Annotated in this window: 21 protein-coding genes; 3 read left to right on the top strand and 18 right to left on the bottom strand. The window is 53.7% G+C overall.

Features of this window, described 5'->3' with window-relative positions; all coding sequences use genetic code 11:
- Positions 1-8: 8 nt before the first annotated feature.
- Positions 9-1,079 (top strand): catabolic alanine racemase DadX, encoded by a 1,071-nt coding sequence (dadX, locus tag WN16_RS16980; RefSeq protein ID WP_003020922.1) that lies wholly within the window; start codon positions 9-11, stop codon positions 1,077-1,079.
- A 51-nt stretch (positions 1,080-1,130) separates the two neighbouring features.
- Here dadX and WN16_RS16975 read toward each other — a convergent pair whose 3' ends face one another.
- Positions 1,131-2,864: a potassium/proton antiporter gene (locus tag WN16_RS16975; RefSeq protein WP_044700231.1), complete on the bottom strand. Its 1,734-nt coding sequence runs from the start codon at positions 2,862-2,864 to the stop codon at positions 1,131-1,133.
- 97 nt (positions 2,865-2,961) lie between these two features.
- Positions 2,962-3,876, bottom strand: a complete 915-nt coding sequence (gene ldcA, locus WN16_RS16970; protein WP_032949456.1) for a muramoyltetrapeptide carboxypeptidase — start codon at positions 3,874-3,876, stop codon at positions 2,962-2,964.
- Positions 3,877-3,974: 98 nt separating this feature from the next.
- On the opposite strand from ldcA, the gene emtA reads away from it, so the two are divergent.
- Positions 3,975-4,586, top strand: a complete 612-nt coding sequence (emtA, locus tag WN16_RS16965; protein WP_003020914.1) for a membrane-bound lytic murein transglycosylase EmtA — start codon at positions 3,975-3,977, stop codon at positions 4,584-4,586.
- 11 nt (positions 4,587-4,597) lie between these two features.
- Here emtA and WN16_RS16960 read toward each other — a convergent pair whose 3' ends face one another.
- The gene (locus WN16_RS16960; protein WP_003020911.1) at positions 4,598-5,332 is read right to left on the bottom strand and encodes a flagellar brake protein; all 735 of its coding nucleotides are present in this window, start codon (positions 5,330-5,332) and stop codon (positions 4,598-4,600) included.
- Between the two features lie 201 nt (positions 5,333-5,533).
- Between WN16_RS16960 and WN16_RS16955 the strand changes: the two genes are divergently transcribed.
- The gene (locus tag WN16_RS16955) at positions 5,534-5,788 is read left to right on the top strand and encodes a GlsB/YeaQ/YmgE family stress response membrane protein (RefSeq protein ID WP_003020908.1); all 255 of its coding nucleotides are present in this window, start codon (positions 5,534-5,536) and stop codon (positions 5,786-5,788) included.
- Positions 5,789-5,829: 41 nt separating this feature from the next.
- On the opposite strand, the gene WN16_RS16950 is transcribed toward WN16_RS16955, so the two are convergent.
- The 15 genes from WN16_RS16950 to WN16_RS16880 all read right to left on the bottom strand — a co-directional run bounded on the left by WN16_RS16950 (position 5,830) and on the right by WN16_RS16880 (position 24,025).
- On the bottom strand, positions 5,830-7,800 hold the full coding sequence (locus tag WN16_RS16950; protein WP_044700230.1) for a TonB-dependent receptor: 1,971 nt from the start codon (positions 7,798-7,800) through the stop codon (positions 5,830-5,832).
- A 23-nt stretch (positions 7,801-7,823) separates the two neighbouring features.
- On the bottom strand, positions 7,824-8,681 hold the full coding sequence (gene modD / locus WN16_RS16945) for a ModD protein (RefSeq protein ID WP_044700227.1): 858 nt from the start codon (positions 8,679-8,681) through the stop codon (positions 7,824-7,826).
- Positions 8,678-9,490 carry a class I SAM-dependent methyltransferase gene (locus WN16_RS16940; RefSeq protein ID WP_044700225.1) on the bottom strand — a complete coding sequence of 271 codons (813 nt, stop codon included), beginning with the start codon at positions 9,488-9,490 and terminating at the stop codon, positions 8,678-8,680. Before WN16_RS16940 ends, modD begins: the two co-directional genes overlap by 4 nt.
- A gap of 9 nt (positions 9,491-9,499) precedes the next feature.
- A complete protein-coding gene (locus tag WN16_RS16935; RefSeq protein ID WP_044700223.1) occupies positions 9,500-10,261 on the bottom strand; it encodes an ABC transporter ATP-binding protein in 762 nt (253 codons plus the stop codon).
- Positions 10,258-11,244, bottom strand: coding sequence for an iron ABC transporter permease (locus tag WN16_RS16930; RefSeq protein ID WP_044700220.1), 987 nt, complete (start codon positions 11,242-11,244; stop codon positions 10,258-10,260). The genes WN16_RS16935 and WN16_RS16930 overlap by 4 nt, the downstream gene beginning before the upstream one ends.
- Positions 11,244-12,266, bottom strand: a complete 1,023-nt coding sequence (locus WN16_RS16925) for an ABC transporter substrate-binding protein (protein ID WP_044700219.1) — start codon at positions 12,264-12,266, stop codon at positions 11,244-11,246. The genes WN16_RS16930 and WN16_RS16925 overlap by 1 nt, the downstream gene beginning before the upstream one ends.
- A 207-nt stretch (positions 12,267-12,473) precedes the next feature.
- Positions 12,474-14,186 carry an alpha,alpha-trehalase gene (locus WN16_RS16920; protein WP_003020888.1) on the bottom strand — a complete coding sequence of 571 codons (1,713 nt, stop codon included), beginning with the start codon at positions 14,184-14,186 and terminating at the stop codon, positions 12,474-12,476.
- Positions 14,187-14,356: 170 nt separating this feature from the next.
- The gene (gene dhaM / locus WN16_RS16915) at positions 14,357-15,787 is read right to left on the bottom strand and encodes a dihydroxyacetone kinase phosphoryl donor subunit DhaM (protein WP_044700216.1); all 1,431 of its coding nucleotides are present in this window, start codon (positions 15,785-15,787) and stop codon (positions 14,357-14,359) included.
- A 10-nt stretch (positions 15,788-15,797) separates the two neighbouring features.
- Complete coding sequence (gene dhaL / locus WN16_RS16910) at positions 15,798-16,430, bottom strand: dihydroxyacetone kinase subunit DhaL (RefSeq protein WP_003020881.1); 633 nt, start codon at positions 16,428-16,430, stop codon at positions 15,798-15,800.
- An 11-nt stretch (positions 16,431-16,441) separates the two neighbouring features.
- The gene (gene dhaK / locus WN16_RS16905) at positions 16,442-17,512 is read right to left on the bottom strand and encodes a dihydroxyacetone kinase subunit DhaK (RefSeq protein WP_003020880.1); all 1,071 of its coding nucleotides are present in this window, start codon (positions 17,510-17,512) and stop codon (positions 16,442-16,444) included.
- A 325-nt stretch (positions 17,513-17,837) separates the two neighbouring features.
- Positions 17,838-19,112 (bottom strand): Glu/Leu/Phe/Val dehydrogenase, encoded by a 1,275-nt coding sequence (locus WN16_RS16900; protein WP_003020877.1) that lies wholly within the window; start codon positions 19,110-19,112, stop codon positions 17,838-17,840.
- A gap of 322 nt (positions 19,113-19,434) precedes the next feature.
- Positions 19,435-20,403, bottom strand: coding sequence for a spore coat protein U domain-containing protein (locus WN16_RS16895; RefSeq protein WP_044700214.1), 969 nt, complete (start codon positions 20,401-20,403; stop codon positions 19,435-19,437).
- Between the two features lie 13 nt (positions 20,404-20,416).
- Entirely contained in the window at positions 20,417-22,702 is a 2,286-nt protein-coding gene (locus WN16_RS16890) for a fimbria/pilus outer membrane usher protein (protein WP_044700211.1), read from the bottom strand.
- Positions 22,703-22,757: 55 nt separating this feature from the next.
- Positions 22,758-23,480: a molecular chaperone gene (locus tag WN16_RS16885; protein ID WP_003020869.1), complete on the bottom strand. Its 723-nt coding sequence runs from the start codon at positions 23,478-23,480 to the stop codon at positions 22,758-22,760.
- A gap of 14 nt (positions 23,481-23,494) precedes the next feature.
- Entirely contained in the window at positions 23,495-24,025 is a 531-nt protein-coding gene (locus WN16_RS16880) for a spore coat protein U domain-containing protein (protein ID WP_003020867.1), read from the bottom strand.
- Positions 24,026-24,050 lie beyond the last annotated feature (25 nt).

Below are 24,050 nucleotides of genomic sequence, written 5' to 3'. Positions count from 1 at the left end.
GACGTGAGATGACCCGCCCGATACTGGCCAGCATTGACCTGCAGGCGTTGAAACAAAATCTGACCATTACCCGCCAGGCAGCGCCGGACGCTCGCGTCTGGTCGGTGGTGAAAGCCAATGCATATGGACACGGCATTGAACGCGTCTGGAATGCGCTGGGCACAACCGATGGTTTTGCCATGCTCAATCTTGAAGAGGCGATAACCCTGCGCGAGCGCGGATGGAAAGGCCCGATACTCATGCTGGAGGGTTTTTTCCACGCTGAAGACCTGACGGTATATGACAATTATCGACTGACCACCTGTGTACACAGTAACTGGCAGCTAAAAGCATTGCAGAATGCCCGCCTCAAAGCACCGCTCGATGTTTACCTGAAGGTGAACAGCGGTATGAACCGGCTTGGGTTTTTACCGGAAAGAGTTCCAACGGTCTGGCAACAGCTGCGGGCGATGCCCAACGTCGGCGAAATGACGCTGATGTCGCATTTTGCAGATGCAGAGCACCCGGAAGGTATCCAGGAAGCAATGGCGCGTATTGCGCTGGCAACAGAAGGACTGGAGTGCAGACGGTCACTGTCGAATTCGGCCGCCACGCTGTGGCACCCTGAAGCGCATTATGACTGGGTTCGTCCGGGCATTATTTTGTATGGCGCGTCGCCTTCGGGACAATGGCGGGACATCGCCAACACCGGCCTGAAGCCAGTGATGACTCTGAGCAGCGAGATAATCGGCATACAAACGCTGAAAGCTGGCGATCGGGTGGGTTACGGTGGCCGTTACACCGCCAGCGGCGAGCAGCGCATTGGAATAGTGGCGACCGGCTATGCAGACGGTTATCCGCGCCATGCGCCAAGCGGAACGCCTGTGCTGGTGGACGGTGTACGTACCGGGACGGTGGGGACAGTCTCAATGGATATGCTGGCGGTAGATCTGACACCGTGCCCGCAGGCAGGGATCGGGACACCGGTAGAGCTGTGGGGCAAAGAGATTAAAATTGACGATGTAGCTACCTCAGCAGGAACGGTGGGCTACGAGTTGATGTGTTCTTTGGCGCTGCGCGTACCGGTTGTGACGGTGTAACTTTTGTTTGCCGGGTAAGGCGCTGCCGCCACCCGGCAAACAACATCCTCTTTACTCATCCTCGTCTTCAGCAACGCGAACACCGACCTTCAGCACTGCATTATCTTCCTTCTCGGCCACCGTCCAGATCATGCCAGCGAATTCCACCTGGTCACCGACGACCGGCGCGGCACCAAGCAGATGCTGGACAATTTCACCCAGCGTTTGCTGCTTATCACGATACTCTGTGCCATCATCCAGGCCATAAATCAGCGCCACATCGGCATATTTCGCGCTGGCTTCCAGAATAAAATCACCGAAGAAGCGCTGGTCTAACGACACCGGTGGCGACTGGCTGAATAGCTTGCCGAGAGCTGGGAGATCGCGCTCGCGACCAATAACACACAATACGTCGCCTTCGCGCAGACGCGTGCTGCCGGAGGGGTGAAACAGCACGTTGTCACGAAACAGGGCGGCTATTCGCGTTTCTTCCGGCATATGCAGGTCGCGCAGCGCGGCACCCACACACCACTTATCTGCGCTGAGCTGATAAACAAACTGCTCCCACGGGTTATCTGGGTGAATATCGAGACCAATGCGCGAAACGGGCCAGCCGACAGGAGGGACCACCACCTTGGCTTTTTTCGCGGCCCATGAAAGTGACGTTCCCTGAAACAGCAACGAGATCAGTACCACGAAAAAGGCGACGTTAAAGAACAGGCGCGCGTTCTCCAGGCCCGCCATCATTGGGAAGACGGCGAGGATGATCGGCACCGCGCCGCGCAAACCCACCCAACTGATGAAAATACGCTCGCGCAGATTAAAGCCACGAAACGGCAGCAGTCCGGCGAAGACCGAAAGCGGGCGGGCAATGAATATCATCCACGCAGACAAAATCAGCGCAGGGATTGCGATAGGCAGCAGGTCGGACGGCGTAACCAGCAGTCCAAGCACCAGGAACATGGCGATTTGTGCCAGCCAGGCCAGACCGTCGAAGTTTTGCAGAATACCAAATCGGTTGCGGATGGGGCGATTCCCCAGCAGGAAACCACACAGATAAACCGCCAGAATACCGCTGCCTTCCAGCGCAGTGGTCAGGGCAAAAATCAGGATCCCACCGCTTAACGCCAAGAGTGGATACAGTCCGGCAGGCAGAGAAATGCGGTTAATCATCTGCTGGAGCATATATCCACCGCCAAGACCGATAGCGATTCCTAAGCCAAACTGCTGGATAATGTGCACCGCGAACATCCAGCTTAAGCCGGACTCGTGATTTTGGATCATGGCGATGAGTGTGATGGTCAAAAACACGGCCATCGGGTCATTACTACCGGATTCAATTTCCAGCGTAGAGCCAACGCGTTCGTTAAGTCCCTTACCGCCAAGCAGGGAAAAGACCGCCGCGGCGTCAGTTGAACCAACAATCGCGCCAATCAGCAGCCCTTCGATAAGATCCAGATGAAACAGCCACGCGGCCATCATGCCAGTGAGTCCGGAAGTAATCAGCACACCGACCGTCGCCAACGATAGCGCCGGGCCTAACGCAACGCGAAAAGAGCTGGCCTGAGTGCGCATGCCGCCGTCGAGTAGGATAACCGCCAGTGCCAGGTTACTCACCATGTAGGCGAAAGGATAGTTATCGAAAGGTATGCCGCCAATACCATCCACACCCGCTAACATACCGATAGCGAGAAATATCACGAGAATTGGGATACCGAGACGTGATGAGAATGAACTGAGTAAGATACTGCAGGTGACGAGAACGGAACCCAAAATAAAAAGGCTAATAATTGCTGCGGCATCCAACGTTCGGTTACTCCTGAATTACGCTGTTTCGTATTAATAAACCCTACCATAATAACGACAGAAACAGCGTTTTACTTAGCCCCATTAGCTGCTTTTTTTACGATTTTAGTACCGGATGCCCACTTAAGGTGAGCTGAGTGCTGTTTTTATCGTTTTTCAGCACCGCTCTGGCTCCCAGCGGCAGGGTGACGGTGCGTTGTTCATGGCCAAAATCGAGGCCGCCGATCAACGGAACGGACAGCCTGGTGCGCAGAAAATCACAAACTGAATCAAGATTGTAACCAGCGTCGTAATCATTCGGCGCGCTGCCGCTAAAACTGCCGAGGATAATGGCGTTTTGCTGGGCCAGTATTCCCGCGTGGTACAGTTGCAGCAGCATGCGCTCGACACGGAATGGATGCTCGTTAATGTCTTCCAGCACCAAAATGCCGTTTTTGATGGCCGGCATCCACGGTGTACCCATCAGCGAAATGATCATCGCCAGATTTCCGCCCCACAGTGTACCTTCAGTCGCGCACTGCGGACCGTCACCCTGCCATTCGAGGGTAAATTGGGCATTACGCAATGCTTGCCAGAAATGGTGCTCGGTGAATGTGTTCATCTCCTCGGCACCGAAGTTGGCCGCCAGCATCGGGCCGCTGAAGCTAATCACATTCCCTTGAGCCAGTAGACCACACTGGATCGCCGTAAAATCGCTGTGCCCGCACAGCAGCAGCGGATCTTGTTGCTGGCGGGCTGCCAGCCCTTGCCAGTCAATATCTTCCAGTAAACGGCTCGCGCCATAGCCGCCACGTACCGCCATCACAATGGTATTGGGGGTTTTCAGATTAACGAGCGAGTTCACATCAGCAAGCCTTTCTGCCTCTGTACCCGCAAAACGCTGGCAGCGGCGCGCAATGACCGCTGAATTATCGACCTGATGACCGGCCTCAGTAAGACGTGCAAGCCCACGTAACGCAGCCTGCTGATTGATACAGTAGCCCGACGGGGCAATTAAGTGAAACCGGGACATGGCATTTCCTTGCTACAACTAAAACCAAATGTATATCATGCCGCGTAGGTATGTCGTTGTCACCTCAGCGACAGGTTCCGGCTATAAGGATAGATGACGTGAAATTGAGATGGTTTGCTTTTTTGGTTGTATTACTTGCGGGCTGTAGTTCAAAACATGATTACAAAAACCCGCCGTGGAATGCTGAAGTTCCGGTTAAACGCGCAATGCAATGGATGCCGATCAGTGAAAAAGCCGGTGCGGCCTGGGGTGTCAGTCCACAATTGATTACCGCTATTATTGCCATTGAATCAGGCGGTAATCCGAATGCGGTCAGTAAGTCTAATGCGATTGGTCTGATGCAGTTAAAAGCCTCGACTTCAGGCCGCGATGTTTATCGTCGCATGGGATGGAGCGGAGAGCCGTCGACCAGCGAGTTGAAAAACCCCGAACGCAATATCTCCATGGGGGCCGCATACCTGAGCATTCTGGAGACCGGGCCGCTGGCAGGGATTGAGGATCCACAGGTGATGCAGTATGCGCTGGTAGTATCGTACGCTAACGGAGCGGGAGCATTGCTGCGAACGTTCTCTTCCGACAGGAAGAAAGCCATCAATAAGATCAACGATCTCAGCCCGGATGAATTTATTGAACATGTTGCGGACAATCATCCGGCGCCGCAAGCTCCGCGCTATATCTGGAAGCTTCAGCAAGCGCTGGATGTAATGTAATTCAGGTGATGTTAATCGCGCACTTTGTTCGACTTTTCCCGGGCCTCGCGCTCAAGGGAAAAAATAATCCGCTGTAAGTTCCGCTCCACCGCCGGGCCGACGTTGAGAAAACGAAAGCTCAGGCGGGGAGTGGTAATGGTTTCGTTTTTACTGTCGATAACTTTGCGTTCGCTAATGGAAATAAGCTGGGCGTCAACGTGATACACTCCCCATTGTTCCATGTTCAGTTCAACCTGCGCGAAGCGTATACCTTCTACCAGTCCTTCTGGTTTTGCCGTTTCTAACAGCCCGCCCATACCGCCAAGCGACAAATCGAATAAGCGAAAGCACAGCGTGCTGTTGTCCGGCATTTTTGCCGTGCAGCGATAGGGAGGATGCAGCGGAGCGCCGATGCGGAAATATTCCCGACGCTGAACAAACCACAGGGAAGGCGGCAAGGATGAAATAAACGCTGGCAGTTGCTGATACTCACCTTTTTTTAACTGTGGCAGGGTGAATTCTACTTTGGCTCCCTGCGTTTCGGCGATAATCGAGATCTGACTGGCCCGCTGTACGGCCTGGTTTTCATATTCCTGGCTACCAAAATCCATGACCAGCTCGTCCGGGCTGACGGCCAGAACTTTGCTGATGAACTGGCCGCCCGACCAGGAGATACGCAGTGGAACCTGCTGCGATTTTAAGTCCCGAAGTACACCTAACACCGCTAACGGATTTTGCTTCAGGAACTGCTCATTGTAGTTACTCACACCTAATGACTCCCGGATGCCTGGTTTGTCGTTGGATTATCGGCATCAATCAACGGAACTTAATACAAATGGATGAAATTTTTTACCAACGCCAATGAATTAAGTCTGCGTGAAAACAGCATATAGCGATGGTTTGCCTATACTTTAAAGGCTGGCGCAAGAATGTCTTGCGCGTGCGTTCACTGGAAAGAGGGCCTGAAAATGGGAATTATTGCCTGGATTATTTTTGGTCTGATTGCGGGGGTTATCGCCAAACTGATTATGCCGGGGCGCGATGGCGGTGGATTTATCCTGACCTGTATTCTCGGTGTTGTCGGTGCTGTGGTCGGTGGATGGCTGGCAACGATGTTTGGTATCGGCGGCGATGTCAGCGGGTTTAATCTCCACAGCTTCCTGGTGGCCGTGGTCGGCGCGATTGTTGTGCTGGGTGTCTTCCGACTGGTGCGGCGAGATTAATCGAACGGCCCCCGCGGGGGCCGTTTCTCTGTATTGCTAAGTCAGAACTGATACTCAATCCCCGCCCAGTAATTACGGCCTTCTTCAATAAATCCTTCACTATAAACGTACTGCGTATCGAACAGGTTATTGACCGACGCGTTAACGCTGAATCCGTGACCGATGGCGTAGTCAGCGCGTAAATGGGTAATGGCGAAACCAGCGGCTTTCTGTGAGCCGTCGCTATTGCTATAGCTCGACGAACGGGCCTCTTCTGACAGCGTAATACTGAGCGGATCCCATGGCTTCAGCGTCATCCAGGCAGTCAGGGTTTGCGTTGGCAGGTCGGTAATCTTGCCGATGTCGCTGCGTTTGACGTCTGCATGAATAAGGCCGTAGCTCAGACCGACATCCAGTATATCAAAGACTTTACCTTTAACGCCTGCATCCAGACCGGTGTAATCCACCCGGCCGCTGTTCTGATTCTGAATGGTGTCGGCATCAATATTGTGTGAAAGGATGGCGTCGCTGATGCGGTTGTAATACACGCTGGCTTCGAATCCCCAGTTCTGACTAAGTGACCCATTCCAGGTCAAATCCACGCTGCGGGCGCGTTCAGGTTTAAGCTGCGGATTGACCAGCGCCACCTGGTTATAGGCCGGTTTTGAGGTCGTGTAGCGTTCTTTCAACGTAGGAAAACGCGTTCTGTCAGAATAGGACAGCGCTAATGTGTCTGCATTTTCGAAGTGATATTTGGTCATCATCTGCCAGTTGAAGGCCGACTGATTGTTGTCATCATAGTGGGTGACGCTACCATTTTTTTCGTGCTTCATGCCTTCCAGACTGTCACGCCAGTCATAGCTTATTCCCGCCACTACATCGACATTATCCGCCGCCGCCCACTGATATTCACTGGCAACAGACCAGGTACGGTCTTCGTAACGGTCGTAAGCCGCATTCGGTGCGCCTTTCTCGCGGTGAACATCATCCTTCCAGTTTACGGCGAAAGAGAGCAGGTCGTTTTCACGCATATCCGCAGCGAGCTGCAGGCCAGCTCCATCGCTATAGTCTGAATAATGACTGTAGTTGCCTTTTTTGTTTTTCAGATCGGCAAGCGAGTTGTACATCATCAACGTATTTTCAAAGGTATCGCGATACAGACGGCTTTTCAGAGTGAAACGATCGCCCAGATGGGTGGTGCCCTGATAGTAATAGCTCTCTTTATCGTACTGTGGCCATTGCCAGTAGCGTGATTTCTGACTGCTGGTCCCGGCATATGGTGGGTTATCTTTTTCACCGTCCTGATTAATATAGGTCAGGACATATTCATCATCGCCGCGAGGGGTAAAGCCCAGCTTCACGATGCCGCGTTTATCATCGGCGGACGAGTTGGCAATCTTGCCGTGACTGCCCGCAACCGGATTGTCCACGCCGTGCGGTAAGCCAAGGAAATCCTGCTTCAACTGGCTGCCGCTGAGCTGGATATAACCCAGATCGTTACTGGCACCAAATGAAGCGTGCATATCGTGAGCGTTGTCTTTGCTACGACTCCAGCCCTGGCGATAGCCGATGCTGCCTTCAATTGGTTTGGTGGGCTTTTTGGTGGTGATATTAATGGCACCGCCCATCTGGTTAGGCCCTTGTAGCAGAGATGAGTAGCCTTTGGAAACTTCAACTGAAGCGATATCGGATGTCAGAAAACGGCCTAAATCGAGGTTGCCGTCATAGGGGATGTACACCGGCACACCGTCAAAAAAGACGGGAACCTGACGGCTGTCAAAACCGCGTACTTTCACCTGCTGCTCATTGCGGTTGCCCGACTTTTGCAGCACCACGCCGGGGACGACGCTTAGCGCCTGCGCCACGTTTTGCTTATCCAGTTGCTGCATCGTTTCCTGACCGAGAACCGTAGTTGTTGCCGCGGAGGCCGGGCTTGACCAGACGGTCATGGTTTCGCTTTCTTGCCCAGCAAAAGCACTGTGCGCGAAAGCAAACGACAGGGCTGTGTAAAGACAACTTTTGTTGAAATTCATTATTGTTAGTCCATTTTTTAATGTTATATGCCACGTGCGTCCGGGCTCAGGCTAACTTTGATATCCGCAGGTGGAGCGTAATAAGGTGCGGAAGTGATAAAGAGCCTGATGCCACAGTCGAGATAACTCGCCAGCGAGGCGAGGGTAATGCCGCCAGTCAGCGCCAGCGTGCAATGAGGGGCCAGTGAAGGTGCCAGGCGGGCAATGTCTGTCGCCTGCTCAGGGGTGAATTTGTCGAGTTGCAGAACATCGGGCGCGGCGCGTAGCGCGGCTAATGCTTCATCTGGCGTATCCGCTTCGACGACGATCTTTTTTTCTGGCGCATGGCTGCGTAAGCGCGCAACCGCGTTTGTCCAATCGTTTGGGTTGGTAAGAAAACGGCGGTGATTAGCGAACCGCAGCACCGTTTCGGCGCATCCTCCGCGATGAATAATGCCCCCGGCAGCGAGTATTGCCTGAGTCGCCAACGAACGCGTGCCGGGAATGGCTTTGCGGGTGCAGGCAATCTGCCCATCAGGATAGCGTTGGCGCAGTTGGCTCAACATGCTCTCAAGATAGCCCGAAACTCCGCAGCTCCACTCCAGAACGTTTTGTACCGCTTTCCAGCCCTGATGTAGTGCCGCCGCATTTCCGTGCGCACAAATTATTCTCTGTCCCGCGCTCGCTCGTTCGCCATCGGCCATAATATCGCTGACGGTTATGCCCAATGATGTCAGCATTTGTCTGGCAACAGCGGTGCCGCTAACGCACCCACCCTGGCGATGGTAAAACTCCATAACGCCGGGCTGTGCGCCAATTCCCAACGCGCGGGTAGTCAGATCGCCGCCCTGAATATCTTCCAGCAGCAGCGCGTCGGTTTGCGCCTGCGAAAAGTAGATCATCGCAGCGCCTCCCGCGGCACACTGTCCCACCAGATAAGCGCCCAGTCACGGCTGGCGGGGGCAATCGCGCGTGGATCCTGCTGCTGATACCAGGTTTCCAGAAGTTCGACCTCGTCGGCGCTTAGTTCGCCCATACTCCAGCGCACGTTTTCCAGAAAGCGCGTCCAGGTACTGTTGTCCTGCTGACAGTTGGGGCCGCGGATAAAATCAACGTGCGCGTGGATCCCCATCTGATACAGGACATTAAGCGCATAGATATAGTTGGGAAGCTCAATCACCTCGCGGCCCAGCGCACGTTGAATGGTGGGGGAAACGAAAGATGAACTGACGAGATGGGTGGTGTAAACCCGCAGCCGGGCCTGATTATTCAGTTTGGTCATCGCCTGGCGCATATCGGCAACCAGCGTAGAGCGCGAGGCGACGGCGATATCGCACTGGGCTAAATCATCCCAGTGTTCTTCCCAGGCCCGCTGCACCCACTGTACGTGACGGGCGTTCATTTGCACAGCGCGGCGGGCAGCAACGCTCAGCATTCCCTGGCTGTAATCTACGCCGTAAATTATTGGTATCTTTTTAGCCAGCGCCAGCGAGACCGTACCGGGACCGCAGCCCATATCAAACAGCGACTCCGCTCCTTGCAGGTCGATTTTCCCCAACAGCTGTAGCAAATAGCTGTCGGTTAATGAGGCGCAATTCTCCGCCATTTTTTCCGCACGTTTATCCCAGTGCTCCGGCTTTTTCTCGGTTCTGTTCGCCAGTTGTAACTGTTTACGGTAAAGATCGGCAAAATCAATGTCGTCAATGAGCATTCTTATTCCTTAATTGTGTGAGCCAAAGAGGTGATGGGCGATTTGTGACGGTGTAACGTGATACAGTGCAGCCAGGCGATCGGTGGCGAGTTGGTGTTCAGGAAGCCCCTGCGAAACCTCACCGTTCGGTTCAACGCGTACCACGCTGTCGGCGATTGCCCGGGCGTGCAACGGATGATGCGTCGACATCAGCAGGGCCATACCCGAATTTTTCAGCGTCACCAGCGTGTCGAGCAGACGGATCTGATGCCCAAAATCCAGGCTGGAAGCGGGTTCATCCAGCAACAAAAGGCGCGGACGTTGCGCCAGAGCGCGGGCAATCAATACCAGTTGGCGCTCTCCGCCGCTCAGAGTGTTCCAGCGCCGGGGCGCCAGGTGAGAGATCCCCAGCATCGCCAGTTGTTGATGAGCAATGTCGTGTTCTTTAGCCCCGGGAACCGCAAATGCCGCCAGTTGCGGGGCCAGCCCCATCATCACCATGTCCAGCGCAGTGAAGGCAAACGCGCCGTCATGCGCCTGAGGAACCCAGGCGATAGCGGCGGCGCGTTGCCGATCGTTGAGATGATTTATGGCGATGCCATCAAGAAGAATGTCACCGTGAAGCGGCGAAAGAACGCCGAGAATGGTGCGCATCAGGGTGGTTTTTCCGCTACCGTTGGCACCAAGCAGACAACAGACGGAGCCGGGCGGAACCTGAAATGAGACATTGCGTAGCACGGGCTGTTGACTGTGGTATCCCAGCGACGCCCGGCGCACGATTAATAGCGTCATGGTCGATTTCCTCGCAGCAAAAGCAGCAAAAAGAACGGTGCGCCAATAAATGCAGTCAGGATCCCCAGCGGAATTTCCGTGCTGCTCAGCGTACGGGCGAGGGTATCGGTGAGCAGCAGCAAAATGGCGCCGACCCCCATGGAAACCGGCAGTAGCTGCTGGTGGTTATTGCCACTGAGGAGTCGGCCGATATGTGGCACAACCAGCCCAATCCAGCCGATGATGCCCGCGATGGCGACGGTGCAGGCGGTGATTAACGTTGCGCAGACGATCAGTACCAGACGCAGTCGGGCGACGTTGATGCCAAGCGATCGTGCTTCATCATCCGACAGGGTGAGCAGGTTCATGCGCCAGCGCAGCAGCAATAGCGGGACCAGTCCTGCCAAGATCAGCGGTGCCGAGAACCACAGATCGTGCAGCGTAATCGTTGATAAACCGCCGAGCAGCCAGAAAGTGATGGAGGGAAGTTGGGTATACGGGTCGGCCAGCGTTTTGATGAGTGAAATTCCCGCGCCGCATACCGTGCCCAGCGCAATCCCGACCAGCACCAGCGTTAACACCGGGTCGTGACGCTTGACTCGCCGGGTAATCAACCAGACACCTGCGACCACGAATAAACCGCCGGTGAACGCATACAGCTGAATGAAAAGGATCGGTAATCCGAAAAGTATTGCCGTACAGGCACCTAAACCGGCACCCGCCGCCACGCCGAGGATATCCGGCGAGACTAGCGGGTTGCGGAACATACCCTGATAGGTGGTTCCTGCGCTTGCCAGCGCCGCGCCAAGCAGCAATGCGGCCAGAATGCGCGGCAGGCGGATTTGCCAGAAGACGATTTTGTCCTGCATCGGGACGTCATCAGTACCTGTAATAAGATTCACAACCTGTTGTGCATTCAGGCGGTATGCGCCCGATACAGCGGCGACGCTCGCGCAAAGCACCACCGTAGCAATCATCAGAAAACCGAGAGTAGATGTTTTCATCAGACTGCCACCAGACGTTGATACTGTGCATCGCTTAGCGTGGTATGCCAGAACAGTTCGCTGTAGCGCTGCATATCGGCTTTAAAGCTCGCGTTAACCTGCGGATCAAGCCAGGCGTGCAGGCGGCGTAATCCCAGTAAGCGGTTGATGCCAGGAGGTGCATCCAACCAGCCAAACGGCAGACCGCTGAGAAACAGAATGCGCCGGTCCGCAACTGCTTTGACTCCTTGCCAGATCGGATCTTCTCGTAGGTGCTGCGCTGTCATCGTATCCTGCACCAAAATAATATCGGGCTGCCAACTGAGCAGATTTTCCATTGAAACCTGTGTGAGCCCCTGTCGTCCGGGGATGTGCGCCACATTCTGTAGCCCCAGCAGTTCTGCCGCTTCGGTATGCAGAGAACCTTGTAAACCTGTCTCCAGTCCTCTGGCACCGCGCGCGGCATAAAAACGCAGATTCGCCGCAGCTGTATGCGAGAAAGCTATTGCATTATCGATAAATCGACGGGCCAGCGCGGCCTGCATTGCGGTACGCGAGACGACGCCCAATGCTTCACCGGCTGCGTGCAACTGCTCTGGGGTATGGCGCAGTTCGCCGTTAATCAGCAGCCAGGGTATGTGAGTTTGTGCGCTCACTTGTCTGGCCTGAGAAAGCCAGGTTTCATCGGCATTACCGCAGTCAATAACCAGATCAGGTTTAAGCGCCAGGAGTGCTTCAAGCGAGAGCGTGCTGGCGCGGCCCGCCAGCCTGCCCAGTTTCGGTAAACTCCGAATATCATCGTGAAACGGGATGGCGGTCTGGCGAGAGAAATCAAAGGAGGAAAAACCCACCACTTTTTCTGGCGCGACAGCCAGCAGTAGCATGTCAGCGGGCGCGCCAGCACTGACCACGCGTTGGGTTATATTCGGCCCTGGCGAGCCTCCAACGGCAACGGTTAGCGGCGTTTGCGCCAATGCGGGAAGATGGCGTAGCAGCAGTGCAGATGCCACGAGTTGGGCAAACATCCGTCTTGTCATTGCCATTATCAGTATCCTGAAGGTTACAAATTCGCTATATATTTACATATACAGCGAATAAAAACATGTTCAGAATCAAATTCTCACGGATGAAAACACCGGATACCCCATAAGGGCTAGAGGGGTTAGAGGCAGCTTAAATGGCGAAAAATATGACAGAAAAATCCGCGACGAAGCGCGGATTCGGGGAGTAAAACGGCTCAGGTAATGACGTTATGGCGTCGGTTGAGTCTGTTTTTTAGGCTCGGCTGGTGGTGTACTTGTCGGTGTTGGCCGCGATGCGGGTACGCTGTCACAGGGCTTCTCTTTGGCGCAGATCAGGTCAAGCATTTTTAGCGTGACGCCGTTGGTCCAGCCAAAACCATCCTGCAATGGATATTCCCCGCCACCACCGCCGGTGCCGGTGGTGCTCACGTCATATTTTTCAACCAGCTTTTTCTCTCGATCGTAGGTGTGCTGCACATTGGTAAGGAATCGCCAGGTCACATCCATCGCAACGTTATCCTGACCGTAATTCTGTAACCCGGATGCTGCGACCCACTGGAGCGGGGCCCAGCCGTTGGGGGCATCCCACTGCTGGCCGCTTTTCACCGACGTGGTAGCAAGGCCGCCCGGTTGCAGCAGATGTGCCTGGGTAGCTGTGGCGACTTTACTGGCGCGATCTTTTGCCGCCGCATTGACATACAGCGGGAACAGGGCGGCGGCCGTGAGCTGATTGCGTACTTTATGGCTTTTCAGATCGTAGTCGGCATACCAGCCTTCTTTGTCGTTCCACAGGTACTTTTCGATCCCTTTTTGTCGGGCATTAGCGAAGCCATCGTACTGCGCCGCTTTGGCATCATCACCGGCAGCCTTGCTGGCGAGGGCGATCATTTTTTCCATTTTGTACATCAACGCATTGAGATCGACCGGAACGATGCTGGTGGTGCGCAGAGTGCCCAGCTGATTAGGATTGTCCATCCAGCGGGAGCTAAAATCCCAGCCGGACGCAGCCGCTGAACGCAGGTCGCGGTAGATTTCTGTGGCAGGGCGATTGGGGTTGCTTTTAGCGGTGGCGATATCCTCGACCCAGGACTCTGGCCTCGGCGTATCGCGGTCATCCCAGTAGCGGTTCAAAATGGTACCGTCATCCAGTTTAACCACACGCTTATTTTGCTGACCGGGCTGGAGTGTTTCGACACCTTCCATCCAGTAACTGTACTCTTTGAGCATCTGCGGGAGGTATTTTTTCAGCGCGTCATTCCCGTCGTGCTGCGCCAGCAGTTCAACCATAAAGGCAAAGAACGGCGGTTGCGAACGGCTCAGGTAGTAGGTGCGATTGCCGTTAGGAATGTGTCCCCAGGAATCAATCTCGTAAGCGAAGTTTGCCACCATGTCCGAGACCTTATCCCAGTGATTGCTTTCGGCAAGCCCCAGCATGGTGAAATAGCTGTCCCAATAATATATTTCGCGAAAACGCCCGCCAGGCACCACATACGGCTCTGGAAGTGGCAGTAGCGAGTCCCATTTTTCAGCGTCAGTTGTCGAGCGGGTGAGGACCGGCCACAGTCCGTCAATATGTTCGCGTAATGATTGCCCGGCCGGGGGAACGTATTTCTCGCCTTCTTTCGGCAAGGTGAAATTCACCTCCACAAAATGGCGTAAGTCGAATCCGGACTGATTTTTCTGCATCCGGTAATCGGCAAGGATCATGAGAGGATCGCTGTTAGGAACTGCGTCAGCAAAGGTTTTCTGGTCTGGAAACAGTTTAGCCGTTTGTACATCGTTAAACAGAGGTCCAAGCAGGATATCTGGCGGCTGCGGTGTAGCGGCTGGCGCGTCTTCTGCATTGACGGCAAAAGAGGAAAGGGCAAAAAAGGTACTGGCGAGAGTCAGTTTTATTGCAACAGAAAGCAGGCCTGGATGGCGAGTTGCAGGCGTTATCATCGGTTAATCTCCTTAGCGGTGTGCCGAAGTAGCGGCATTTACCATGAGAAAACCTTAGTTCAGGATCGACCGTTGCGCGTGATCGACACCCCATTTTGCGAACAAACAGACATTTCCCGACGCGAATAGGGAAGAAGCACACCCTTTGTCGGAAAGGGTGTACTTCGGTATCAGTTTGCGCGGGTTATCCGCTGTGTGACACAGTCAATGGTCAGAGTATCGCCCATCTTTATGCTATCGAGAGCAGCGCCTTGCTGACACATCCAGCACAGACCCATTTCACGAGCGATAATCGCCGGATGAGAGGCTTCGCTGCCGTCCCGCAGGCAGATACCTTTGATGGTCTTCGGATCGAGTTGCAGTACCGTAGACGGATAAATGACATCAGCGACCAGGATAGTGGGGCGCAAGAACGCGGGAATTTGTGCGCTCTCTCCCGTCAAATGTTGCAGTGAACGAGACAGCAAATCTTCAATATCAATGTATCGCGCCTGCAGATAAGGATCATCGAGCTGTAAATACTGCTGGCTGAGATCGCTCAGCACCTGATGCCAGGCCCAGGCGGCGCTGCATTGTTTTTCACGCATTACATCGCAGGCCATTTCAAACAGTTCAGGATCGTCCAACAGCGTGTGGTGACCGGAAAAGATGGCGGCGATATCTGCGGAATATCGTTCTTCAGCAAGAGCGGTGAGTTCGCTCAGATCGTTCAGCGTACTTTGGATGGCGGTCTGTAATCGCTGCTGCTCAGTCTGCAGTGATGCGGCGGACTGCGGGTTTACCTTTGGCGAGAATGGCGTGTGACAAAATGCCGTCCCCGTGACTTTTGAGGGAGCCAGAGTTGCCTTGTTATCAGTATGCGCGGGCTCGAGCGATTCACCAAAATTCTCAGCCGCCAACTGTTTAAATGCGGCCAGCGCATCCTCTGCCTGTTCGCCCTTAGCAATCAGGCGTAGCGTGTCATTACAGCGTACCTGCAGCAGGGCTATTTGATTCAGGCTATCAGGGACCACACACTTGCCGTTTTTCTCCAGCCACATGTCGGCGTTAAAACCAGACAACGCAGAAACCAGCCGCGAAGCAGGGCGGACGTGGATGCCGTTAGGGTTTTTCACCACAATGGCAATAGAACGGGCATCAGCGTCGGGAGACAGTTCAGCGGATGCGGGTTTCGCTGCGGATGGCGAAGGTAAACCCAGTTGTTCACATTTGGCGTCGAGGGCGTTCATGGCATCACGGATGACCCGATCGATATCAGCACCTGCGGCGGCGCTAACCGTCGCGGCCAGTGTGCCTTCAACCAGTGGTGCTGCGCACAAACGCACTTTGGCGGCAATGTTAGGGTCGAGCAGTTCCAGCGCGGTTTCCGCACTCAGTAATGCACTACCGATATCCATCATCACCAGCACGTGGTCCGTATCGGCCACGGACTCGATGGCTTCCATCACCTTAATCGGATCGGTGCCAATCGGATTCTCAGGATCGTCAATGCCTGCGGCAATGGCTATTTTGCAACCATCACCCATTAACATCTGCCGGGCCAGCACGCCGACGCCTTCGCCCAGTTGGGCGCTGTGAGAAACAATAACCAGGTTTACCATCGCTTTATCCTTACTCTCTGGACGCCTGAGCCAGCATTTGCATCATAAACATGACCGACGTTGCGCCGGGATCCTGATGCCCAATGCTGCGCTCACCTAGATAGCTGGCGCGGCCTTTGCGAGCCTGCATGGTGATGGTGCTTTGCGCTGCGACTTCCGCTTGTTGGCTTGCCGCTTCCAGAGCCGCCTGGACGCTCAGCTTCTGTTCGCATGACTGGCGTAAAGACTCCACTACCGGCAGCCAGACGTCGCACATGGTTTTATCGCCAGGTTCAGCCTTACCGCGGCTAATCACACCTTCTGCGCCATCACGAATCATTTGATAAAGCTCTTCAAGCGTCAGGCTTTGATGAGCCTGAGTCACCTGGGCGGCGCGGATAAAAAACGTGCCAAACAGCGGTCCACTGGCCCCGCCGACGCTTGAGAGCAGCACCATACCGGTGTTTTTCAAAATAAAGCCGATGTCTTTGTCCGCGATGGACGGCAGCTTTTCAACGACTTTGCTGAAACCACGATGCATGTTCAGACCGTGGTCGGCATCGCCGATCTCCCGGTCAAGTCCGGTGAGAAAATCACTTTCAGTGGTGAATATTTCACCGCAGCGATAGAGCCAGTTAACAATCTGTGTTCTGTTGAGGGACATCATTAATCTCCTTATTTACCCCAGTTGAGGGCAGGGGTGTGAACCGGTGCATCCCATAAGTTCAGCGTTTCGTCATCCACCTGTAACAGGGTGATGGAGAAGCCGGTCATATCCAGAGAGGTACAGTAAGAACCGATCAGGTTGCGCTCAATGACGATGCCTGCATCCTGGCAACGGCTTTCGAGGCGGTTATACACGCCGAAGAGTTCAGACAACGGCGTCGCACCGAGATTATTGACCAGCGCAATAACCCGATCGCCACTTTGTAACGCACGCTTGCTTTCTTTACCTTCATGCCACGCGCCCTGGACGTTGTCCCAGTGGCGGAGCGTACGGCTGTAGTTACCGTTTTCCAGCAGGGTATCGAACATTTCATCAACGGTCTGATCGAGAGAGGTGAAGGTGCGGCGGTCAATGCCCGGTTCCCCGTGGATACCTACGCCAAACTCCATCTCGTTATCCTGTAACGTGAACGACGGTTGTCCTGCTGCCGGAACGGTACAGGCGCCAATGGCTATGCCAATGGAGTGGCCCTGGTTATTCAGCTTACGACCCAGCGCCGCACAGGCTTCCAGCGAGTCACCGCGTTCGGCGGCCGCGCCGACCAGTTTTTCGATCAATACGGTATTAGCCACACCACGACGTCCGGCGGTATACAAACTGTCTTTCACCGCCACATCGTCATCCACCACCATGGTGGTGACCTTGACGCCGCTTTCGTGCAGCAGCTCGGTAGCGGTTTCGAAATTAAGAATGTCGCCGGTATAATTTTTGATTATCAGCAGCACGCCTTCGCCGCCATCAATTTGCATGGCGCATTCGAACATTTTATCCGGCGTGGGGGAGGTAAAAATCTCACCCGGGCAGGCGCCGGAGAGCATGCCCTGACCAATGTAGCCGCAATGCATAGGCTCGTGCCCGCTGCCGCCGCCGGAAAGCAGCGCCACTTTGCCCATCACCGGTGCATCTGCGCGGGTGACATACACTGGGTCCTGATGCAGTGCCAGGGAAGGATACGCTTTCGCCAGTCCGGCGAGTTGTTCATTCAGTACGTCTTCAACACGGTTGATCAATTTTTTCATTATTTATGCTCCGCAGACAGTCCTGGATGGCTGCCAAATTCGGGCAGGCATCTGATGTAGGGTATCGGTTTGTACAACGCCACGGCGACCGCTCGCTGCCGATAAGGTAATTTTGCACACGGGTTTGCAAAAGAAAATTGCTGTGAAGAGCGTTTCAATACGAAACATAGCAGCATAATAATGTTCCGTATTGGAACGTCATGGTGCATAAAACAGCGAAAGTGAGAGGTCGGGCGGTATTTGTGCGGAAAGTTTTTGAACGATTTTTTATGGAAAACAAACCACCTGCAGAACAGGTGGTTTGTAGGCATGGTCGATTTCGGCGTTAGCCCGGATAAATTCCGCGATCTTTTCGTGCCAGCAGAATGCGTTCGCAGGCAACGATGTAGGCTGCGGTACGCAGGGAGCAGGATTTCTCAGCTGCTTTTTCCCATACATGCACCATCGCATCAGTCATGATTTTGTCCATGCGATTGTTGATCTCTTCTTCACTCCAGAAGAAGCTTGCCATATCCTGAACCCATTCGAAGTAGCTGACGGTTACGCCGCCGGCGTTACAGACCACGTCAGGCACAACCACGATACCACGGCTTGCCAGCACATCATCGGCATCCGGATAGGTTGGGCCGTTAGCGCCTTCAAGTACCAGTTTACAGGTCAAGGTTTCCGCACGGTGACGGGTGATCTGACCCTCAAGCGCGGCCGGAATAAGAATATCCATATCCAGGCTCCAGAAGGCCTCGCTGGCGATGGTTTCAGCGCCCGGGAAACCGGCAATCTGTTTGTGCTCTAACTGCCAGGCAGACAACGCGGTCATGTCGATACCTGTGGGGTTAAACAGCGTAGCGGTGTGATCCTGAATCGCGACCACGCGTGCACCAGCTGCCGCGAACAGTCGGGCGGCTTCGCTGCCGACGTTACCAAAACCTTGCACTGCAACGCGAGCACCTTCAACTTCGATGTTGGCACGGCGCGCGACTTCCAGACCGCTGACGAAAACGCCGCGACCGGTGGCTTTATCACGACCTAATGAACCGCCAAGGTGAATAGGTTTACCGGTGACCACGCTGGTCACGGTGGTGCCGTGGTTCATGGAGTAGGTATCCATCATCCAGGCCATGACTTTTCCGTTAGTACCTACATCCGGCGCAGGAATGTCTTTCTGCGGCCCAATGATAATGCCGATTTCGCTGGTATAACGACGAGTTAAACGCTCCAGTTCGCCTTCAGACAGCGAGAACGGATCGACGCGCACTCCACCTTTGGCACCGCCGTACGGCAGGTTCAACGCTGCGCATTTGATGGTCATCCATGCGGACAGGGCCATCACTTCATTAAGATCAACATCAGGATGATAACGCACACCGCCTTTGCCCGGCCCGCGGGAGAGGTTATGTTGCACGCGATACCCTTCAAAATGACGGATAGTGCCGTCATCCATCTGCACCGGGATATCGACAATCAGCGCGCGTTTTGGGTGGCGCAGGGTATCCACCCAATGGGAAAGTTCGCCCAGGTAAGGGGCCACACGCTCGATTTGTTGCAGGTAGGTATTCCAGGCAGATGTGCTGCTATCTGAAGCGTAAGATAACTTATCCATGATAAACCTTAGTTATAAAAGTAATATGTTCTTAATTTGGCCGTGGTATACAGTGAATCTCACCATATAAACCTAAATTTAACATTTTTTTTCATAGAAGGGCCTGCCCGACCAGCACGAATTATCGCCATGATTAGTATGGGCTTTAACTTGCGATTGAATAGTTATTCTGTGTCTTTGCTTGTAATTGGGTTGTTTTGCAGGGTGCGTAATTTAATATGCAGAATATATAAAAATCGTAATTTGTTAGATTTATGACGCACCTCTAAAAGTAAATAATTTGATAACAAAATGTATTTGCTTTATTGCGGTTAAGATGAGGTCAGTAGGTTACGGCGATGGTAACGGTATCGGCATAGTTGTCTGGCGTGTAGTTCGCGCTGGGGACGGTGGCGTAAACCGGGTAGGTAGTTGTTGTTCCCGTACCGTTGCCCGCGACGGTATTGAGTGATGTATTGCCCCAGACCGTACCGGAAGGACCTGGCGTCGAACTAAGCTGGTAGGGGACTTTATCCGTATTTGACCCCGTGCCCGCCATCACGCCGCTGCCTGCCGTATTACCGTTGGAGGGCTGAAGCCCGATGGTGTAAGGCGTGTTATTGGAACATGCTACGCTCACGGTATTTGAAGCCGTAAGGTTACGCCCGGTCGCCCTGGCTGGCGCAAAGCTAATATCGGTTGCAGAGGTGATATTGCACTGTTTGCTTACGGTCGCCGATACGGTGAAAGGCAGCCTGGCGGCAACCGTATCGCCACAGGTTGTTGGCGGGAAAAGCAATCCGGGATTGAGAGTGACAAGGGCTGTGGCCGTCGTATAGCTATCCTGATAATTTCCGGGGACGGCTGCGGTTTGTGGCGTGACGATCTGCGCCGATACCGTGAGTGAACCCGTCACTGGCGTCAGATTCAGCAGGTTAAGCTGTACCATGGGAAAAGTGGTTCCCGACTGATACTGGCTGCCCCAGACTTTGGTGCGCCCGCTATCCTGGTAAAGCTGGTATGCCAGCGTTCTGGCAGGCGTTCCGCTTAATGACATATTTCGCGGTGTCACCTGGCCACTGACGGCCGAGGCGCCAATATTAAAACAGAGATTGATCCCTGCCAGCGCGTCACCAAGCTCTTTGGTGCAGGTGTAACTGAACGTCATTGATGACGTTGCGCCTGTCGCAGACAGTGGATTGACCGAACCTAAATTTATGGGTTGCACATTGCTCACCGAACAGGTTACCGCATGGCTAATTGCCGGACAAAAAAGTACGGCAGCGATGAGTAGCAGATGTCTTAACCTCATGAGCGCACTCCTGTTAGTGTGGGCGACAAACCAGCGGGCCTATTTGTACAATCCCCTTTGCTGACACAGGATAGTCAAATTGCACGCGACAACTACCGGTGTCCGTCTCAACGCGCAGCGTGTTGTGCTGTTCCAGGGTGTCGAACCAGGTCATCCCATCAAAACCAACGACAGACGACTGTCCTTTTCCGTTGATGGCGTAAGCCATGCTGCCTTCAGGAATTGGCTTACCCTGATTGTCGACGAGAAGGATCTGCGCGGCGCGTACGGGGGTGATACCAAAGCTCACCAACGCGCCGGAACGATCGGCGGGCGTTGCGTTCGCCTCAACGCGTGCGATCCGCATATTGGCGGGGAGATCCATCGGGTCAATACTGATCAGGTTTTTTTGATAGCTGTTCAGCGGCGTGACCAGCAGTAGTCCCTGGTCATCGCTGCGACCAATCAGGTTATTTTGCAGTTTGACTGGAACATCAGGCACGCCGTCAGTTGAGACGACGGCAAAACCATTGTTGATTTCCCTTGCTGCAAACAAGCCGCCTCCCATGGTCACCAGCGATCCGGTTGCGCCTGCGTAGCCGTAATGGTTATCTGGTAAACGGCTGAATCCCGCGTACGCTTTACCATAACGCCCCAGATATCCTACTTCTCCCTGGCCACTTTGTCGGGAAGCCTGCTGACTGGCGGCCAGATTCCAGCCCCAACCGCCGTCGGCAGGCGGCGTCTTGCTGGCGTTGAGCTGATAGCCGGTTTCATCGTTGGTGCGTTGTAGCGTGCTGCTGGCGCTCAGATTGTTATCAGTGGTAATCGTTACCATCAGATAGATACTGCGATCGCGGTTATCGTCAATGTTCTGGTTGAGTCCGGCATTCAGTGAGATGCTGTCTGTAACGGATTTGAACCAGCTGGCGTTGGCGTAGCGCACCGCATTTTCGTGTGGATAACGAAACTGCAGATAACTCAGGCTGACATTTCCGGCAGATTCCAGCGAATAGCCAATGACCGTGTTGCTGTTAAGCGTTGGGGGCGGCTCACCATAATGGGTGGCGACATCGCGGTAATCGCCAGAAGTTGCCGTGGTACTGGTACTGAAATTAAACCGTTCGCCGGACCAACGATAACCAAAGCTATACAGAAATCCGTTCTGCCCTGAATCGCTACTTGCGGCAAGTGATGTCGAAAATGTGCCGCTGCGGGTTCCCGGGATCCAGTCGTTACTGAAGCCTGCGTTAATTAGTCCATCGCTGGTTTCTGCGTGAGCCCCGGCGGTCAACGTATTGCTAAACCCGCGACGCCACGTAGCGCTCAATACCGGTGCGCTGGCATAGTCAAAAGAGGAATAACCATAATTTTCGCGTACCGTGCCCAATTCTGCCGACCAGGCGGTTAATCCTTCCCGCAGGAGTTGTTGATCGTTGTAGAACGAGAAATTTTGTACGCTCGTTCTGCCCAGAGCGTCTGTCATCATCACCTGACCCGTTCCCGCGCCGCTGATGTTAGGCATGGTGTTGATCTGAAAACTACCTGCGGGGACTTCTCCGTTGTAGTACCTGACACCGTCCACGTACAGCTCAACGTTTGATGGCAACGTCGCGGATCCCAGATATGCAGGGAGCGGGGTGGTTGGCATATAGGGCTGTAAACCAAAATCGGTGCCTATCTGAATGCCGCCAATACGCGTAGGTCGGGACCAGATGAGTGAACTTGTCAGGGTATCGCCAACGGTTAACGCCAACATCGTATCAGGAAATGAGGTACGCCAGCTGGTATCAAGGCGCTCAAAGCTGTTATCGGCGTATTCCTCGGTGGAGTACTGCGTCAACTGGGTGGAGCTGAGCACGCCGGCAGCATTGAAGGCGCGTAGTTCACTGAAGGTATTGATTGCGCTCTCGTGCCCCTGCTGGGTATAGATATCATAATTGAGCAGCGCTCCGCGTGATGTTGTTGCCGTTGGCGCGGTTTCGGTAGGCGAGTTAAGCTGCGTGGTTGCAAGATCGAGTGAACTAAGTGGCGCAGTAAGCGAGAGCGTTTGCAACTGAACGTTGTAGTCAATGGTTAGCTGGGGGATATCGTTCAGGCAGACGGCGTTAGTGGCGTCTGGAGCAAAGCGAAAGCCCATTTTACTCAGGGTATTAGCTCCCGCATAAAGCTTTCCATTATCGTAGCCAAAATGTACCAGCCCAACGGGATTCCCATTTAAGGTGACATCGAGATACAAATCGACTCCCGTAATTTGTGAGGTGCTATTAATAACACCATTCTCACTCTGGTTATTATTCAGCGTTTGTGCGCAAACCATTCCCGATATTAATACTCCATTGAGAAAGCAATATTTCACCAGAAGCCAGAATCTGTTACAGATCTTGTACTGTTTTTTGGCCATTGATTGTGACTTCAATTTTCCCGCCATAATGATTATTACTGGCCGACGGGGAGACTATCCAGCGCATTGTTGAGCCTGGTAAAACGTAGCCTAATAGTCCGGGTGTAATGACTTTTTTAGTACCGTCAGGGCTTATAAATGTTGCAGCAGATAACTGTGCATGCCCATTTCCCTGATTACTGACTTCAATAAATTTTTTGCCATCCAGTTGTTGTAATTTCCATTGCAGTTTTGCCTGCGTTTGTGCCGCTGATGTTGGTTGAATGAAAACGGGAACGGAATAATGCAGCACAAACTGAAGCTTATTTTTTTCTACTTTTGCAGGAGGTAACTCATCTATCGACAAACGATAAGCGTCTTCGGCATGTGCCGAGGGAGGGCTTGTGCGAATAACTCGAATCAACTGACGTTCTCCAGGGGCTAATGCCAACATCGGCGGGCTTATCACCAGCCCCTGAGAGGGGGAAAGTTTGTTGTCATAAGCACTTTGACTCCAGCGAAAAACCCGAACCTGGGCATTGAGCACATTTTCACCTGCGTTACTCAACCAGATACCATCGGCATTTTGCGTCGCTTGCAACGTTAACGTGACCGGGGCTATTTGCAGCCCACTGGCAGTGGCAAGGTTGGCGCTCGCAACCATCCCTAGCAGGCATGCGCAGGCACACTGCTTAACAGGCAGTTTTACTCTCATATAGCTTCCTGAAGTTAGTAGTTAACGTTAACCGTTACCGTGTCGGCATAGTCGTCAGGAGTGAAGTTGGCGCTCGGTGCGGTGGCATAAACAGTAAAAGTTTGCACCAGGCCGGTCCCTGTCGCTGCTACGCCATTCCCAGGTGCGGTGTCGGTGGCGGTATTTCCCCATACCGGACCTGTTGCTGACGTGCGATTTAGCTGATAGGGCACTTTATCGGTATTGGTAGCAGCGTTAGCCACAGAGGACATGGCGCCCGAGCCCGTCGTCGTCCCTCCATTAGCGGCCGACGGCGCCAGCCCGATAAAATAGGGCGTGGTTTTTGAGCAATTAATTGAAATAGTGTTGCTTGCACTGGTATTTGTCGCCGTGGTATTCACCGGACCAAGTGTGATATTTGAAGCCGAACCCGCAGTCACGGTACAGGCCTTTTGAATCGTCATCAGCACCTGAAATGTTCCGTTAACGGTTGCTGCATTTGCCACAGAGATAATGGAAAAGGCGCAGCAACAAAGAATTAAGCGTTTGTCTAAGACTAGAGCCATATCCTTTACCTTTTTCAAATAACCA

Source organism: Citrobacter sp. ABFQG, assembly GCF_004322975.1.
GTDB classification, from domain to species: Bacteria; Pseudomonadota; Gammaproteobacteria; order Enterobacterales; family Enterobacteriaceae; genus Citrobacter; species Citrobacter freundii.
This window is presented reverse-complemented; position numbering and strand designations above follow the sequence as displayed.

Bases quoted from the DNA above. Each gene is read 5' to 3' on its own strand.
- dadX (WP_003020922.1), top strand. From the start codon at position 9: ATGACCCGCCCGATACTGGCCAGCATTGACCTGCAGGCGTTGAAACAA.
- ldcA (WP_032949456.1), bottom strand. From the start codon at position 3,876: ATGTCCCGGTTTCACTTAATTGCCCCGTCGGGCTACTGTATCAATCAG.
- WN16_RS16955 (WP_003020908.1), top strand. From the start codon at position 5,534: ATGGGAATTATTGCCTGGATTATTTTTGGTCTGATTGCGGGGGTTATC.
- WN16_RS16950 (WP_044700230.1), bottom strand. From the start codon at position 7,800: ATGAATTTCAACAAAAGTTGTCTTTACACAGCCCTGTCGTTTGCTTTC.
- modD (WP_044700227.1), bottom strand. From the start codon at position 8,681: ATGATCTACTTTTCGCAGGCGCAAACCGACGCGCTGCTGCTGGAAGAT.
- WN16_RS16940 (WP_044700225.1), bottom strand. From the start codon at position 9,490: ATGCTCATTGACGACATTGATTTTGCCGATCTTTACCGTAAACAGTTA.
- WN16_RS16935 (WP_044700223.1), bottom strand. From the start codon at position 10,261: ATGACGCTATTAATCGTGCGCCGGGCGTCGCTGGGATACCACAGTCAA.
- WN16_RS16930 (WP_044700220.1), bottom strand. From the start codon at position 11,244: ATGAAAACATCTACTCTCGGTTTTCTGATGATTGCTACGGTGGTGCTT.
- WN16_RS16925 (WP_044700219.1), bottom strand. From the start codon at position 12,266: ATGGCAATGACAAGACGGATGTTTGCCCAACTCGTGGCATCTGCACTG.
- WN16_RS16920 (WP_003020888.1), bottom strand. From the start codon at position 14,186: ATGATAACGCCTGCAACTCGCCATCCAGGCCTGCTTTCTGTTGCAATA.
- dhaM (WP_044700216.1), bottom strand. From the start codon at position 15,787: ATGGTAAACCTGGTTATTGTTTCTCACAGCGCCCAACTGGGCGAAGGC.
- dhaL (WP_003020881.1), bottom strand. From the start codon at position 16,430: ATGTCCCTCAACAGAACACAGATTGTTAACTGGCTCTATCGCTGCGGT.
- dhaK (WP_003020880.1), bottom strand. From the start codon at position 17,512: ATGAAAAAATTGATCAACCGTGTTGAAGACGTACTGAATGAACAACTC.
- WN16_RS16900 (WP_003020877.1), bottom strand. From the start codon at position 19,112: ATGGATAAGTTATCTTACGCTTCAGATAGCAGCACATCTGCCTGGAAT.
- WN16_RS16895 (WP_044700214.1), bottom strand. From the start codon at position 20,403: ATGAGGTTAAGACATCTGCTACTCATCGCTGCCGTACTTTTTTGTCCG.
- WN16_RS16890 (WP_044700211.1), bottom strand. From the start codon at position 22,702: ATGGTTTGCGCACAAACGCTGAATAATAACCAGAGTGAGAATGGTGTT.
- WN16_RS16885 (WP_003020869.1), bottom strand. From the start codon at position 23,480: ATGAGAGTAAAACTGCCTGTTAAGCAGTGTGCCTGCGCATGCCTGCTA.
- WN16_RS16880 (WP_003020867.1), bottom strand. From the start codon at position 24,025: ATGGCTCTAGTCTTAGACAAACGCTTAATTCTTTGTTGCTGCGCCTTT.